We start from the raw sequence: 13,190 nt of genomic DNA on the forward strand, positions 1-13,190 counted from the left end.
TGCTTATGATAAGATCTCGCTTTGAATTTTCGAGAAATGATTTGGTATGTCACTTGCACAGCTCATCGACGAGTTAAATCCCCAACAGAAAAATGCAGCCACCACTGAAGCAAAGCACAGTTTGGTCTTGGCTGGGGCAGGCTGTGGCAAAACCAAAACCATTGTGGCGCGTGCGGCTTATCTGATTGATCAGGGCGTTCCGGCCAACCAGATTCAGATTTTAACCTTTACCCGCCGTGCCGCTGCCGAAATTGTAGCGCGGGTCGAACTGGCGCTGGGCGAGCAGGCCAAGGGCTTGCGTGCTTCGACCTTCCATACCTTCTGTATGTATCTGCTGCGCCGGATTCCAAAAGCCTTTGGGCTGGAACAGTTCTCGATTATTGATCGTGATGACCAGATCATGATGTTTCGTTTACTGCGTGGTAAAGATGACAAGAAAAATCCAAATGCCTTGCCCAAGCCGCAGCAGCTATGTGATCTTTATTCATTTGCCCGCAATACCCGGCAAAAACTGAGTATTGCCCTGGAAAAGCAGCTGCCGGAATGTCTGGATTATAAAGATCAGATTGCCGAGATCATGAAAGAATATGAAGCGCGCAAGCAGGCGCGTCATTTTCTGGATTATGACGATATTCTGGCAATTGTCGCTTCGGCGCTGGCCCAATCAGAGGGGCTGGTCGATTATGTCGCATCATTGTGCCAGCACATGCTGGTCGATGAAATGCAGGACACCAATCCTTTGCAATGGGCCTTGCTGGAGCCGTTAAAAGAGCGGGTGCAGCTGTTCTGTGTTGGTGATGATGCGCAGTCGATTTACGGTTTCCGTGGTGCAGACTTTGAAAACATTCATCACTTTAAAGAACGTGTTCCGGGTGCCCAGATTTATAAGCTGGAGCGCAACTATCGTTCAACCCAGGAAATTCTGGACCTGTCGAACTGGTTGCTGGATCAAAGTCCGATCGGCTATGACAAACGGCTGGAGGCATATCGCGGCAGCGGCTTAAAACCGCGCATGCACATTTTTCCGAATGAGTTTGATGAAGCCAAATGGATTGCCATTGATATCAAAGAGCGTCACTTTATCCAGGGCGCAGCATGGCAGGAGCATATGGTGCTGGTGCGTTCCAGTTTTGCCGCGCGGCATATTGAAGCGGCCTTTATTGCCGCCAATGTTCCGTATCGTTTTATTGGCGGCATGAAATTACTGGAATCGGCACACGTTAAGGATTTGCTCAGTCTGCTGCGGGTCATTGCCAATCCGGCCGATGATATTGCCTGGATGCGTTTTCTGACCCTGTGGAATGGCGTGGGAGATGTCGGTGCCAGTAAACTGGCACAGCAGTTATTGTTGAATCCGGAAATGGAGCAGATTGCGGAAAAGCTGGAGAAATTTGGCCGGATTCCGGATAAAACCATTTTGATTATGAAGCAAATGGCGGTACTGAAACAGGAAGTCGACGTCTGTGTCAGTCTGGCGATTGAGGCACTGGTGGAGCAGCTGGAACAGAATTACGCCAAAAAAGACTGGTCAAAACGGCTTAAAGATTTTGATCTGGTCAAGCAGCTGGCCAGCAAACACGGTCAGCTCAGCGAGTTTCTGGAAGAATATGTGCTCGATCCAATTTCAATTAGTGAAATTGAGCGTCAGTCAGATGATGATGTGGTCACGCTCATTACCATTCACTCGGCCAAAGGTACCGAGCAGAAGGTCTGCTATGTGGCCAATGTCACTGCCGGGCAGTATCCACATGCACGGGCGCAAGGGAATTTTGACGAAGTTGAAGAAGAACGCCGGGTGCTGTATGTGGCTTTAACCCGGGCGCAAAACGAGCTGATTCTGACCAAGCAGAACATCAGCTGGTGGGCCAGAGATACGGTCGATGAACAGGGACGTACTGTGGAAAGCTATTTTCTGAACGATTTGACCCGTAACCTGTGTCAAAGTGAAACCCATTATAAAACCCGTGAACAAACTGTTAAAAGTGCACTGATCGAACGCCAGAAGATTCGTTTAGATTTTGGGATTGATCTCGATTAAACTAGAGTCATGTGTTGTGCAGCTTGATGCACAATCTCCAGAGTAGAGTAGGCGCATGCTTTTGGATGATTTGGCCTATTTGGAAAAAGTAAATGAAAATTCTTGTACGTAATTTAGAGCGTTCTATCACCGATGCTGAACTGCTGGCGCTGTTTCAGCCGTTTGGCACAGTCGAATCTGCGGTGATTGTTAAAGAGGCTGACAGTGGCAAGTCCAAAGGGTTTGGCTTTGTGGAAATGCCGCATGGTCGTGAAGCCGTCAAAGCGATTAAGGGCCTGAATACCCTGAAAGTCAAAGGTGCTGGCATTCGCGTTAAAGCTGCGGAAGACAAGCCGAAAGCTTGAACATCAACAGGAGTCCTTAGTGGCTCCTTTTTTAGCGCTGCATTTTTCTCTATTTAAACTTATCGTAGAAAATATCGATGCTGATGATAGCGCTCATATGTATTTTTTGTTGGGCATTTGGACGCAGAGCGTTTAAGCTTAATGTTGAAATAAAAGCCAAAATTTAGGAACGCTATTCATGTCCCGTGTTGCTCGCTTTCATGCCGACCGTACCAATCAAAAACTGTATTTTGCCCGTCTTTCATGTCAGCAAGCCGAACAAACCGAACATATCCAGCAGGCGCAGGCACATCGCGAAGCAGCGGTGTTTCATCTGCATGGTGCTGTACTGGCCTTTTTGCAGGAACTGGTGCGTTACTACCGCCTGAATGAGCTGCAGCCGACTTTAAAATCAATTGAAGAAGCGATGGCGGCCAAAGGTCAGGTATCGCCTGAAGTGGTGATTCTGCAAAAACTGGCCAAAGAAGGCTTTATTGCTGAATTAAAACGCGCTTATCGTCTTTGTCAGTATACGCCGGAGCCAAGCGCACCGGAACCGGAAGGTGAGACTTCATCGAACCTGATTATTAAAGTCACTCAAACCCCGCAAGCATGGCTGCCAGATACCAAAATCCTGCGTGAATGGCATCGTGAGCTGATGCAGTTAATTGATGGTTTCAGAAATGAAATGGTGGAATTCTAAACCCGACCAGTGTCCCTTGAATTCTGAAAACCTGACATCATATTAACTATCTAAGCGATGCAAAGAGTCCATCTTTGCCACCATGTTGAACATGGAGGAATTATGTCTATAGAACAGTTAAAAGCCTTATTTGGAAATCAGGACGCGATTTTGGAATTGGTTCAGCTTGAAGGTGGTGAGTTGGCATTGCGTAATGCTGGTTCAGAACAGGAACCTCTGGTCAAAATCCAGTTTAATGATGAAGTCAAAGCCCTGCTGGGAGATCAGACGCCAATTGTCGCCCAGCACATGATTCAGGCCGCATTATTCGGGCTGCTGGAAAAGCAGGTCAATGAATGGCAGGCCGAAGTGGTTGATGAGCAGCCGAAGTATCTGAGTTAGTCGGCTCATGCTCTGGAATGCAAAAGCGCACCCGAAGGTGCGCTTTTTTGTGCCTGAGGCTTAATGTGAGGGTGGTTGATGATGGGCAATTTCAATCTGGTTTAAAATATGATTGCTCATGTTCTTGGCCATTTCTTCTTTGGCAAAATACACCTCACCGATATTGTCACGGCGAATGACTTCGGCTTCTTCTTTGCTTTCCGCGCAGATCAGCACCTGAATTTGCGGATTCAAAGTAGTCGCAATATCAACAATTTTATGAATATCAATAATGTCCATCGGTGAAATCACCAGTAAACGGGCATGCTGAATATGTGCCTGAATCAGTACTCCGGGCTCAGTAGCCACACCGGATACCGCAGCAATGCCTTTTTCCCGCAGGTTTTCAACAATCTCACGGTTTTCTTCGGCAATCACCACCTTGATATTTTCCGCCATCAGGTTTTTGGTAATACGGCGGCCGACTTCACCATGGCCAATAATCACGACCTGATCCCGCAGATAATCTTGTGAAACTTCATCGGGTAACATCGCCAGCGGGTCGCCACTGCGTTCCAGCAAACGGGCCAGATGTGAGCGCTCGCGAATCCAGCGCTGTACCGGTTCAATCGCCGAAAACAGGAAGGTGTTTAAGGTAATGGAAATCAGGGCACCGGCCAGAATCAGGTTTTGACCTTCTAGAGACAGCAGCTGTAACGATACGCCGAGCGTGGCCAGAATAAAGGAGAATTCACCAATCTGCGCCAGTGAAGCACCCACCGTTAATGCAGTGTTAATCGGGTAGCGGAAGAACAGGACCAGGGCCATGGCGGCAATGGTTTTACCAATCATGATAATGCCGACCACTGCCAGCACATGCAGCGGTTCTTCCAGCAGAATCCGCGGGTCAAACAGCATCCCCACCGACACGAAGAACAGGATCGAGAAAATCTCCCGTAGCGGCAGGGTTTCTTCTTCAGCACGATGGCTAAAGTCAGACTCTTTCACCACCATACCGGCAAAGAAGGCGCCCAGTGCCATCGACACACCAAAGACTTTATAGGCACCAAAGGCAATTGACACGGCCGCCGCGACCACAGTCAGGGTAAACAGTTCACGGGAACCCAGACGCGCCACCACCTGCATAATCCAGGGTACCAATCGTTTTCCGACAATCAGCATAAAGGCAATAAAGCCGGTGACTTTTAACAGGGTAATGCCCAGTGTCAGCCAGATGTTTTCATCAGCTGCACTACCGGCAAGTGCCTGTCCACCCAACAGGACCGCAGTAGCCGGTAACAGTACCAGCACCAGTACCATCACCAGATCTTCGACCAGCAGCCAGCCCACGGCAATCTTGCCGTTGACCGAGTCTAGCAGGCCGCGATCTCCCAGTGCTTTGAGTAGAACTACCGTACTGGCACAGGACAGGCTAAGACCGAACACCAGTGCAGAGCCGAAACTCCAGCCCCACATCATCGAGACTCCAATCCCCAGTAAAGTGGCGACAGTAATCTGCAGGATGGCACCGGGCAGGGCAATCCGTTTGACTTGCATCAGGTCATTGAGCGAGAAATGCATCCCGACGCCAAACATCAGGAACATCACACCCAGTTCAGCCAGCTGGTTGGCCAGGTGAATATCACCGACCACGCCGGGCGTATTTGGACTAATCAGGATACCGGCCACCAGATAACCGATCAGGGGCGGTAAACGTAAACGGGCGGCAATATAGCCGAACAGTAAGGCCAGTCCAAAGCCGACAGCCAATAAGATAATAAGTTCTACATCATGCGGCACTAACAACTCCTTAAGCCAAGGTTAAGGGTAAAAAAGACAAGCACAGAGAGTGCCAGATTGAAAAGATCAGGAAATTTTAACAACTGGAAGAAAAAAAGTGCAAAAAAAACGACCTGCAGAGAGGTCGTTTTTTTCAAAAAGCCAAAATTATTTGATTTTAGCTTCTTTGAAGATTACGTGTTGACGGATTTTTGGATCAAATTTTTTGATTTCCATTTTTTCCGGCATAGTACGTTTGTTTTTAGTCGTGGTATAGAAATAACCTGTACCAGCTGTAGAAACTAAGCGAATCTTATCACGCATTGTCCTGACTCCTTACTTAGATCTTTTGACCTTGAGCACGTAGGTCAGCAACAACCTTTTCAATGCCCAATTTGTCGATAATACGCATACCTTTAGTGGTTAAACGAAGACGTACAAAACGTTTTTCGCTTTCTAACCAGAAACGGTGGTGGTGCAGGTTCGGCTCGAACCGGCGCTTAGTTTTGTTGTTGGCGTGTGAGACGTTGTTACCAACGACTGGACGCTTGCCGGTAACTTGGCAAACCTTAGACATGGTGTAACTCCATTGATTTAGCCAACAGCAAATCTGTATGGCCAGTCAAAAATAAACGGATGAATTCATTCAAGGGGCGTTTTATACCAAAAATGCGCTTAAAAGACAAGCGATTTTCAGGAAAACGCAGCATGAGCCATGCTAATAGCTCATGCCTTGATCATTTAGCGAAGAAGCATCTTTGAAATTAGTCTGTGAATCGGCTTATTGAACGGCGGCAGGATGTATTTCAAGCTATACAGCTTCGGATTAGACATCACCGAGCGTTCATGCGACAAACTGAAGAATCCTTCGGGACCATGATATTTGCCCATCCCTGACGCACCGACACCACCAAATGGTAAGTCATCCTGTGCGACATGGGTCAGTACCATGTTTTGTCCGAAATGCCCTGAATGGGTACGCTGTGCGACATAGTCGGCACGCGCCTGATCAAAGTCGAAGTAGTATAATGCAAGTGGACGCGGACGGCTATTAATAAACTCGATTACATCATCAATTTGTTCATATTCCATGATGGGCAGCAGTGGTCCGAAAATTTCCTCTTTCATGATGCGCATTTCGGTGGTGACCCCGGTCAGTACGGTCGGAGCGACTTTGCGTACATCGTCCAGCAGTTCATTTTGCGGATTGATTTCAATCAGTTGGGCGCCCTGTTCACGGGCATTGTCTAAATAGCCCTGCAGCCGGTTGTACTGCTTGTCATTAATAATGGAGGTGTAATCCTGATTGTCGCGCAGACTTGGATACATCTGCTTAATATATTGTTCATAATGACCCAGGAATTCGGCGGTTTTGCCTTTAGGCAGGAACATATAGTCCGGTGCCACGCAGGTCTGTCCGGCATTCCAGAGTTTACCAACCGCAATCCGCTCGGCAACATCGGCCATATCACTTGATGGATGCACCAGCACGGGCGATTTACCGCCCAGCTCTAAAATCACCGGCACCAGATTTTCGGCTGCCGCCGCCATCACGGTTTTACCGACATTGGTCGAACCGGTAAAAATCATTTTATCGAAGGACAGATGACTAAAGGTATCGGAAATCGCACCGCCGCCGGTAATGACCGCCACCAGTTCCTGCGGGAAAGCTTCAGCAATGGCATTTTCCAGCACGCGGCCAAAATGCATCGAGGCACTGGAAATTTTAATCATGGCGTGGTTGCCGGCTGCTAAAGCGCAGATTAACGGACCGACCGACAGTAACAGCGGATAATTCCACGGTGCAATAATGCCGACCACACCCAAAGGCTGGTATTGCACCCAGGCTTTGGCCGGCTGATGAATAATTCCGACATGTCGCTTGGATGGTTTCATCCAGCCACTGAGGTTTTTGCTGTAGTATTTGATATGTTCAAGGCAGGTGAGTAATTCGCCAATTTTGGTCTCGCCCATCGAACGGTTACCATAGTCTTCATTAATTGCTTCGGCAAACTGATCCTGATATTTAACCAGCACCCGTTTTAACCGTGCCAGACGGTCAATCCGTTCTTTGGCGGTTGGCAGCGGATAGCGCTGATAGGCGTATTTCTGCAGGGCCAGAACATCATGTAAACGTTGTGCATCAAGGTTATGGGGCGTGCTGTCGGGAGTGGTCATCGAAGTTGTTTTTGTTTGACTGTTCATGGCGTGTTACCATTCGATTGAATCAATTAATTTAGTTTTTAGAGTATTTACTCTAAATAGTCAAGTTACTTTATCTGTTAGTTTCTTAACAGTTTGAAAGAATGGTTACTTTAGGATGTCACACTCGAAAACGGTGAAAACCAAAGAACGTATTTTGCAGTTAAGCCTGCAACTTTTTAATGAACGTGGCGAACGTGTCGTGACGACCAATCATATTGCAGCTGAATTGGGCATGAGTCCGGGTAATTTGTACTATCATTTCCGCAATAAAAACGAAATTATTAAAGAGCTGATGGAGCAGTATCAGGCCGAAACCCTGAGCATGCTGGCCTTGCCAGATGACCGTCCGCTGGATGCCAACGATAAGATTCATTACTTTCAGGTCCTTAGCAGCCAGTTATGGAACTACCGCTTTTTGCATCGGGATGTCTATCATCTGGTGGAAAATAACGAAGATTTCCGCAAAATGTATCCGCGTTTTGCCGGACAGGTGATGCAGCAGGGACAAAAAATTTATAAAGCTTTCGTGGAAGCCGGTTTAATGGAAATGACCGACTCGGAAATTGAAGCCTTAATTATTAACCTGTGGATTGTGCTGACCAACTGGACCAACTTCCTGTATATGTCGGGGCATATTACCGACTCGAATACGCTGGAAGAGAAGTGGGTCTGGCAGGCGCTGCGTCAGATGGTATTCCTGGAAGGGGCGTATTTGCGTGGTGAAAGCCGTCAAACCTATGAAGGCCTGTTACAGACCCTGGGTTCATCGGAACTGTTTGCCAGCTTATCTTCAAGCAAGAATACAGAAACTGATTCCCCTATTTAGTCTGTTAAGGAAACGCGCTAGAATAGCCGGCTTATTTTTTCAATTTAACTGATTAGTGATATAAACCAACATGAATATGACGACTGCGAATACTGCACGTTTACTGATTACTTGTGAGGATAAGCCAGGTATCGTGCAGGCTGTATCGAGCTTTTTGTATCATCAGGGAGCAAATATTACCGCACTTGATCAATACGCGACTGAAGCTCAGGGCGGGCGTTATTTCATGCGCGTTGAATTCGAGCTGGATCATCTGCAAAGCCGTCGTGAAAGCCTGATCCAGACTTTTGCCAGCAATGTGGCCGAGCGTTATGAAATGCAATGGCGTCTGGCCTTGGTGGCCGATGTGAAAAAGGTCGGTATTTTAGTGTCTAAAGTCGATCATGCCTTGCTGGAACTGTTATGGCGTCATGCGCGTGGTGGTCTGCCGTGTGAAATCACCAAAGTGGTGTCGAATCACGAAACTTTACGTGAAGCGGTTGAGAACTTCGGCATTCCATTTGAAGTGGTGCCGGTTAACAAGGAAAATAAACGCGAAGCCTATGCCAAAATTGATGAATTGATGCAGGGCAATGATGTACTGGTGCTGGCACGTTATATGCAGATTCTGGATGAAGAATTTGTCAGCAAATGGGAAATGAAAGTGATCAATATTCACCATTCCTTCCTGCCAGCTTTCGTTGGCGCCAACCCGTATCAGCAAGCCTATGACAAAGGCGTGAAACTGATTGGGGCAACTGCGCACTATGTGACCGCGGATTTAGACCAGGGCCCGATTATCGAGCAGGATGTGGAGCGTGTCAGCCACGATTTTACTGTCGAGCAGCTGCGTGAACTGGGGCAGGATGTGGAGCGTAACGTGCTGGCGCGTGCAGTGAAATGGCATCTGGAAGACCGGATTATTGTCGATGGCAATAAAACAGTGGTATTCCAATAAGTTGTTGTGAATCACCAGATTTAAAGGCATACTTTTAGTATGCCTTTTTTATTGATTATTTGAAAAAGCCATTAAAATAGCCAAATTAATTGTTGCAAATGAAAACACTTCTCATTTATCATTGCGGTACTTTAATTGTGCTAACCGATGAGCTTGATAGGTCAAATCTGAAACTGGCTATCACCTCTTTAAGGTAACTGAGTTTAATGAGTCCATCTTCTACTCCCATGATGCAATCTCCTCATCCCATGAAAAAGAAAGTGCTGTCTGCACTGGTGGCCGTGGTTATTGGCCATATCGGGGTGTTGTGGGCGGTTAGCCAGATGGAATCACCGGAACTGAAACCGATTGACAAGGAGCCGCTAAAAGTCCGCTTTGTCAAAATTCAGGAACCCCCAAAACCTTTACCGCCACAACCAAAAGCAGAACCAAAACCGGCACAGCCTAAGCCACCAGAAGTCAAAGAAGTGAAAGTGGTTGAAAAACCATTGCCACCACCACCGAAAAAAGTGGAAAAAGTCCAGCAGGTGAAAAAGGCCGAAGCGCCAAAACCTGTGGTCAAACCGGTTGAGCCAACGCCGCAGCCAACCCCAACGGTTACCACCACGGTTTCTGAAACCAAAGTGGTGAAACCGGCACCGCAACCGGTGGTACAGCCTGCGCCAGTAGCGCCGCCTGCACCGGCTGTGCCAGCAACCAAATCGGTATCCATTGGGGGTTCGGGCGTGCAGTGGAGCCGCTCACCAAAACCATCGTATACCAACCGAGATTTACAGGGTGAAACCCGTAGCGTGGTGGTCTTAATTGAAGCCAATGAAAAAGGCTCAATCACCAGTGCGCGGATTACCCGTTCAAGCGGCATTGCTGCTTTAGATGAAAAGATTTTACGCGCAGTGCGTAGTGCAAAATTCAAACCGTACAAGGAAAATGGCGTTGCTTATCCAATTCGTGCTGAGCAACCCTTTGAATTGACATTGAATCCTAACGGCTAACTTTAATCAGGAGTTCGAGTATGAACTTTTCAGTTTATTGGCAACATGCAGATGCAGTCAGCAAAACACTGTATTTCGTGTTGCTGGCAATGTCGATTGCGACCTGGACAATTTTTGTGCTGCGTCTGATGGGCACCCGCCAACTTAAACAGCAAGCCTATGCTCAACTCGCTCAAGCGCTGAACAGCCTGAAAGCCAAATTTGCGCCTTTAAGTTTTGAACAGCGCAAGGCCGTGGCAGAGCAGGCGCTGTTACGCCAGATTTCGGCAGAAAAAGCCTCTGCAGAAAAAGGCGTATCGGTACTCGGAACTATTGCATCGCTGGCACCGTTTGTCGGTCTGTTTGGTACCGTATGGGGGATTTTCCACGCGCTGGTAGCGGTGGGTAAAAGCGGTCAGGCTGGCCTTGCCCAAGTGGCGACGCCTGTCGGTGAAGCACTGATCATGACCGGTTTTGGTTTGGCTGTCGCGATTCCAGCAGTTATTGCCTATAACATCTGTAGCCGTTTTAACCGGACCTTGTCACATGAGCTGCAAGATCATGCACACAACCTGTTAATTGACACCATGCTACAGCAGGATTCTGCGACCGCTCAGGCTGAAGTGAAAACTGCACAGCAAGGTTTAGTGGGAGGTCAGGCTTAATGGCATTTCAATTGGGTGAAGACAACGATAGCGGCATGAATGAGATGAACCTCATTCCGCTCATCGACATTATGCTGGTCTTGATGATCATCTTCCTGGTGACAGCGACCGTTGCCAACCCATCAATACCATTAACCTTGCCAGAAACCACGGCAGAAATTATTGATCCACCACCACAGGCGATTACCGTTAGCATTAATGCTTCGGGTGAAGTGGCCTGGGATGATCAGATCATCAGTCTGGATGAGCTGGAAAACCGTTTAAATGCGGCAGGCGAGCAGGAACGTAAGCCAACGGTACAATTACGTGCCGACAAAGATGCCCGTTATGATACCGTTGCCCAGGTAATGTCACGTGCGAGTGAAGCCGGACTCAGTGATATTGCCTTTGTCAGCGATAACTAAACGTGACAGGCCAGACTCAGGACGACCCATCACGGGTCGTTTTTTTATGGCAGCTGTTTATGTGTAAATTGCAGGAAAAGCGTGCAGCACATATTTTAAATGCCTGCCAATTCAATTAAGGTAGGCTAGGGAAAAACGAGAATTTTCAAGGAATTTTGGTGAAACAACGACAGGCACTGGATGCCAGAGCAGCCAGCATAATGTTTGTGCTGTGTATTTTCTGGGGACTGCAGCAGGTGGTGCTGAAAATTGCCGCGCCTGATATTTCACCGCTAATGCAAATGGCGCTGCGTTCCGGGATTTCTGCGCTGCTGGTCTGGCCGTTAATCCGGCTGGCTCAAGGTGTGCATTTATGGACACCGACGTATTTGTATCCGGGCTTGCTGGTCGGGCTGCTATTTGCCGCCGAATTTTTTATGCTGGCTGAAGCCATCCGCTTTACCTCGGCCTCCCATACCGTGGTGCTGCTGTATACCGCGCCAATTTTTGTGGCTTTAGGCCTGCACTGGAAGCTGCCCAGTGAACGGCTTTCCCTGCTGCAATGGAGCGGTATTCTGCTGGCTTTTCTGGGCATTGTGGTGACTTTTTTGGGGCGTGACAGTCAGCTCAGTGCCGCAACCAGTTCCATGCTCTATGGCGACTTTTTGGCTTTATGTGCCGGTATTTTATGGGCGGCCACTACCATAGCGGTGCGCTTAACCCCGCTGGCCGAAGCACCAGCCACCCAAACCTTGTTCTATCAGCTGCTGGGCGGTTTTATCGTGCTATTCCCTTTGGCCTACTGGTCCGGACAGGCGGTGGTGCACTGGAGTCCGGTCGCTATTGGCAGCCTGTTGTTTCATGCCATTCTGATTTCTTTTGCCAGTTATTTAATCTGGTTCTGGTTACTGAAAAACTATCTGGCCTCACGCTTGGGGGTATTTTCTTTTTTAACCCCATTATTTGGGGTGCTGTTCGGCGTGTGGCTGCTGGGTGAGCAACTGGAACACAGCTTTATTATGGGTGCTATCCTGGTGATGCTGGGCGTGGTTATGGTCAGCGCACAGGGCTGGTTCAAGCGGCGCGTGGCCTGATGCTGAGCCAATCACAACGCTTTACTGCACTGGGCTTGAGCTCACTGCTGATCTGGGCCAGCCTAGTAGGTGTGGTCAAGCTGATTAGTGAGCAGCTCAGTCCGGTGCTGGCACTTGCGCTTATTTATAGTGTCAGTGCGCTGGTGATTCTGCTGCACCAAGGTTGGCCCAAACTTAGCCAGATGCCGAAAATCTATCTCTGGGGGAGTGGGGCATTATTTGTCAGCTATGAAATTCTGTTCCTGCTGTCGATTGCTTTATCGACACAGCGCGAACAGGTGCTGATGATTGCCATGATCAATTATCTGTGGCCGCCGCTGAGTATTGTGCTGGCGATTCTGGCCAAACAGCTGCGTTATCACTGGGCGGTAATTCCAGGCTTTTTGCTGGCCGTACTGGGCTTGATGCTGGTGGTCAATCCGGAGATCTGGAACTTGGCCCAGCTCTGGAGCGTACTGACGGAAAATCCGTTGGCTTATAGTCTGGCATTTTTAGCGGCCTTGTTATGGCCCTGCTACGGGGCGCTGACCCGAGCCTATGCCCAAGGCAGCAATGCAGTGTCACTGTTTTTTGTGGTGACTGCGGGTTTGCTGTGGGCGCTGCATGTAGGACTGGATGAGCCATGGCAATGGCCAAGCCTTTCGCTATGGGGATGGATTGTGCTGGCCGGTGCCCTGATTGGGATGGCCTATCATAACTGGAACCAGAGTATTCAGTTTGGTCGTATTCAGCTGCTAATTCTGGCCACCTATTTTATTCCGGTGCTGTCTTCATTGATCTCGATGTGGCTGTTGCAGCTACAGCCTGGCTGGGTGTTCTGGCTCGGCTGTAGTCTGGTCAGTCTGGGTGCGCTGATCTGCTGGAAAAGCACCAGCGAAATTTCCGCTTAGCTGGCGCTTATTTCCC

15 protein-coding genes are annotated in these 13,190 nt (G+C 48.5%); 11 read left to right on the plus strand and 4 right to left on the minus strand.

Annotation, left to right across the window (positions count from 1 at the left end):
- Window positions 1-46: 46 nt before the first annotated feature.
- The 4 genes from GA693_RS14575 to GA693_RS14590 all read left to right on the plus strand — a co-directional run bounded on the left by GA693_RS14575 (window position 47) and on the right by GA693_RS14590 (window position 3,445).
- Window positions 47-2,038 (plus strand): ATP-dependent helicase, encoded by a 1,992-nt coding sequence (locus GA693_RS14575; protein ID WP_160241635.1) that lies wholly within the window; start codon window positions 47-49, stop codon window positions 2,036-2,038.
- Window positions 2,039-2,130: 92 nt separating this feature from the next.
- On the plus strand, window positions 2,131-2,382 hold the full coding sequence (locus tag GA693_RS14580) for an RNA recognition motif domain-containing protein (RefSeq protein ID WP_005182105.1): 252 nt from the start codon (window positions 2,131-2,133) through the stop codon (window positions 2,380-2,382).
- 178 nt (window positions 2,383-2,560) lie between these two features.
- Window positions 2,561-3,064, plus strand: a complete 504-nt coding sequence (locus GA693_RS14585) for a DUF6586 family protein (RefSeq protein WP_160241634.1) — start codon at window positions 2,561-2,563, stop codon at window positions 3,062-3,064.
- A gap of 102 nt (window positions 3,065-3,166) precedes the next feature.
- On the plus strand, window positions 3,167-3,445 hold the full coding sequence (locus GA693_RS14590) for a hypothetical protein (RefSeq protein ID WP_005182110.1): 279 nt from the start codon (window positions 3,167-3,169) through the stop codon (window positions 3,443-3,445).
- Between the two features lie 60 nt (window positions 3,446-3,505).
- Here GA693_RS14590 and GA693_RS14595 read toward each other — a convergent pair whose 3' ends face one another.
- From GA693_RS14595 to GA693_RS14610, 4 genes are all read right to left on the minus strand, one after another.
- Window positions 3,506-5,224 carry a cation:proton antiporter gene (locus GA693_RS14595; protein ID WP_075167257.1) on the minus strand — a complete coding sequence of 573 codons (1,719 nt, stop codon included), beginning with the start codon at window positions 5,222-5,224 and terminating at the stop codon, window positions 3,506-3,508.
- Window positions 5,225-5,371: 147 nt separating this feature from the next.
- Window positions 5,372-5,527, minus strand: coding sequence for a 50S ribosomal protein L33 (gene rpmG / locus GA693_RS14600; protein WP_003654787.1), 156 nt, complete (start codon window positions 5,525-5,527; stop codon window positions 5,372-5,374).
- A 16-nt stretch (window positions 5,528-5,543) separates the two neighbouring features.
- Window positions 5,544-5,780, minus strand: coding sequence for a 50S ribosomal protein L28 (rpmB, locus tag GA693_RS14605; protein WP_000048256.1), 237 nt, complete (start codon window positions 5,778-5,780; stop codon window positions 5,544-5,546).
- Window positions 5,781-5,944: 164 nt separating this feature from the next.
- Entirely contained in the window at window positions 5,945-7,408 is a 1,464-nt protein-coding gene (locus GA693_RS14610) for a coniferyl aldehyde dehydrogenase (protein WP_005182115.1), read from the minus strand.
- Window positions 7,409-7,523: 115 nt separating this feature from the next.
- On the opposite strand from GA693_RS14610, the gene GA693_RS14615 reads away from it, so the two are divergent.
- The 7 genes from GA693_RS14615 to yddG all read left to right on the plus strand — a co-directional run bounded on the left by GA693_RS14615 (window position 7,524) and on the right by yddG (window position 13,174).
- Window positions 7,524-8,234, plus strand: coding sequence for a TetR/AcrR family transcriptional regulator (locus GA693_RS14615; RefSeq protein WP_005182118.1), 711 nt, complete (start codon window positions 7,524-7,526; stop codon window positions 8,232-8,234).
- Window positions 8,235-8,304: 70 nt separating this feature from the next.
- On the plus strand, window positions 8,305-9,171 hold the full coding sequence (gene purU / locus GA693_RS14620; RefSeq protein WP_005182122.1) for a formyltetrahydrofolate deformylase: 867 nt from the start codon (window positions 8,305-8,307) through the stop codon (window positions 9,169-9,171).
- A gap of 206 nt (window positions 9,172-9,377) precedes the next feature.
- Window positions 9,378-10,163 carry an energy transducer TonB family protein gene (locus GA693_RS14625; protein WP_016659573.1) on the plus strand — a complete coding sequence of 262 codons (786 nt, stop codon included), beginning with the start codon at window positions 9,378-9,380 and terminating at the stop codon, window positions 10,161-10,163.
- Window positions 10,164-10,183: 20 nt separating this feature from the next.
- The gene (locus tag GA693_RS14630) at window positions 10,184-10,807 is read left to right on the plus strand and encodes a MotA/TolQ/ExbB proton channel family protein (RefSeq protein ID WP_005182127.1); all 624 of its coding nucleotides are present in this window, start codon (window positions 10,184-10,186) and stop codon (window positions 10,805-10,807) included.
- Window positions 10,807-11,211 (plus strand): ExbD/TolR family protein, encoded by a 405-nt coding sequence (locus GA693_RS14635; protein WP_005182129.1) that lies wholly within the window; start codon window positions 10,807-10,809, stop codon window positions 11,209-11,211. The genes GA693_RS14630 and GA693_RS14635 overlap by 1 nt, the downstream gene beginning before the upstream one ends.
- Window positions 11,212-11,369: 158 nt before the next feature.
- The gene (locus GA693_RS14640; protein ID WP_127799009.1) at window positions 11,370-12,284 is read left to right on the plus strand and encodes a DMT family transporter; all 915 of its coding nucleotides are present in this window, start codon (window positions 11,370-11,372) and stop codon (window positions 12,282-12,284) included.
- The gene (gene yddG, locus GA693_RS14645) at window positions 12,284-13,174 is read left to right on the plus strand and encodes an aromatic amino acid DMT transporter YddG (protein WP_160241633.1); all 891 of its coding nucleotides are present in this window, start codon (window positions 12,284-12,286) and stop codon (window positions 13,172-13,174) included. Before GA693_RS14640 ends, yddG begins: the two co-directional genes overlap by 1 nt.
- Window positions 13,175-13,190 lie beyond the last annotated feature (16 nt).

Source organism: Acinetobacter indicus (assembly GCF_009914475.1).
Lineage (GTDB): Bacteria > Pseudomonadota > Gammaproteobacteria > Pseudomonadales > Moraxellaceae > Acinetobacter > Acinetobacter indicus.

Excerpts from the sequence above, each read along its gene's own strand:
- rpmB (WP_000048256.1), bottom strand. The coding sequence starts at position 5,780 with ATGTCTAAGGTTTGCCAAGTTACCGGCAAGCGTCCAGTCGTTGGTAAC.
- GA693_RS14630 (WP_005182127.1), top strand. The coding sequence starts at position 10,184 with ATGAACTTTTCAGTTTATTGGCAACATGCAGATGCAGTCAGCAAAACA.
- GA693_RS14590 (WP_005182110.1), top strand. The coding sequence starts at position 3,167 with ATGTCTATAGAACAGTTAAAAGCCTTATTTGGAAATCAGGACGCGATT.
- GA693_RS14585 (WP_160241634.1), top strand. The coding sequence starts at position 2,561 with ATGTCCCGTGTTGCTCGCTTTCATGCCGACCGTACCAATCAAAAACTG.
- GA693_RS14635 (WP_005182129.1), top strand. The coding sequence starts at position 10,807 with ATGGCATTTCAATTGGGTGAAGACAACGATAGCGGCATGAATGAGATG.
- GA693_RS14575 (WP_160241635.1), top strand. The coding sequence starts at position 47 with ATGTCACTTGCACAGCTCATCGACGAGTTAAATCCCCAACAGAAAAAT.
- GA693_RS14625 (WP_016659573.1), top strand. The coding sequence starts at position 9,378 with ATGAGTCCATCTTCTACTCCCATGATGCAATCTCCTCATCCCATGAAA.
- GA693_RS14615 (WP_005182118.1), top strand. The coding sequence starts at position 7,524 with ATGTCACACTCGAAAACGGTGAAAACCAAAGAACGTATTTTGCAGTTA.
- GA693_RS14580 (WP_005182105.1), top strand. The coding sequence starts at position 2,131 with ATGAAAATTCTTGTACGTAATTTAGAGCGTTCTATCACCGATGCTGAA.
- purU (WP_005182122.1), top strand. The coding sequence starts at position 8,305 with ATGAATATGACGACTGCGAATACTGCACGTTTACTGATTACTTGTGAG.
- rpmG (WP_003654787.1), bottom strand. The coding sequence starts at position 5,527 with ATGCGTGATAAGATTCGCTTAGTTTCTACAGCTGGTACAGGTTATTTC.
- GA693_RS14610 (WP_005182115.1), bottom strand. The coding sequence starts at position 7,408 with ATGAACAGTCAAACAAAAACAACTTCGATGACCACTCCCGACAGCACG.
- yddG (WP_160241633.1), top strand. The coding sequence starts at position 12,284 with ATGCTGAGCCAATCACAACGCTTTACTGCACTGGGCTTGAGCTCACTG.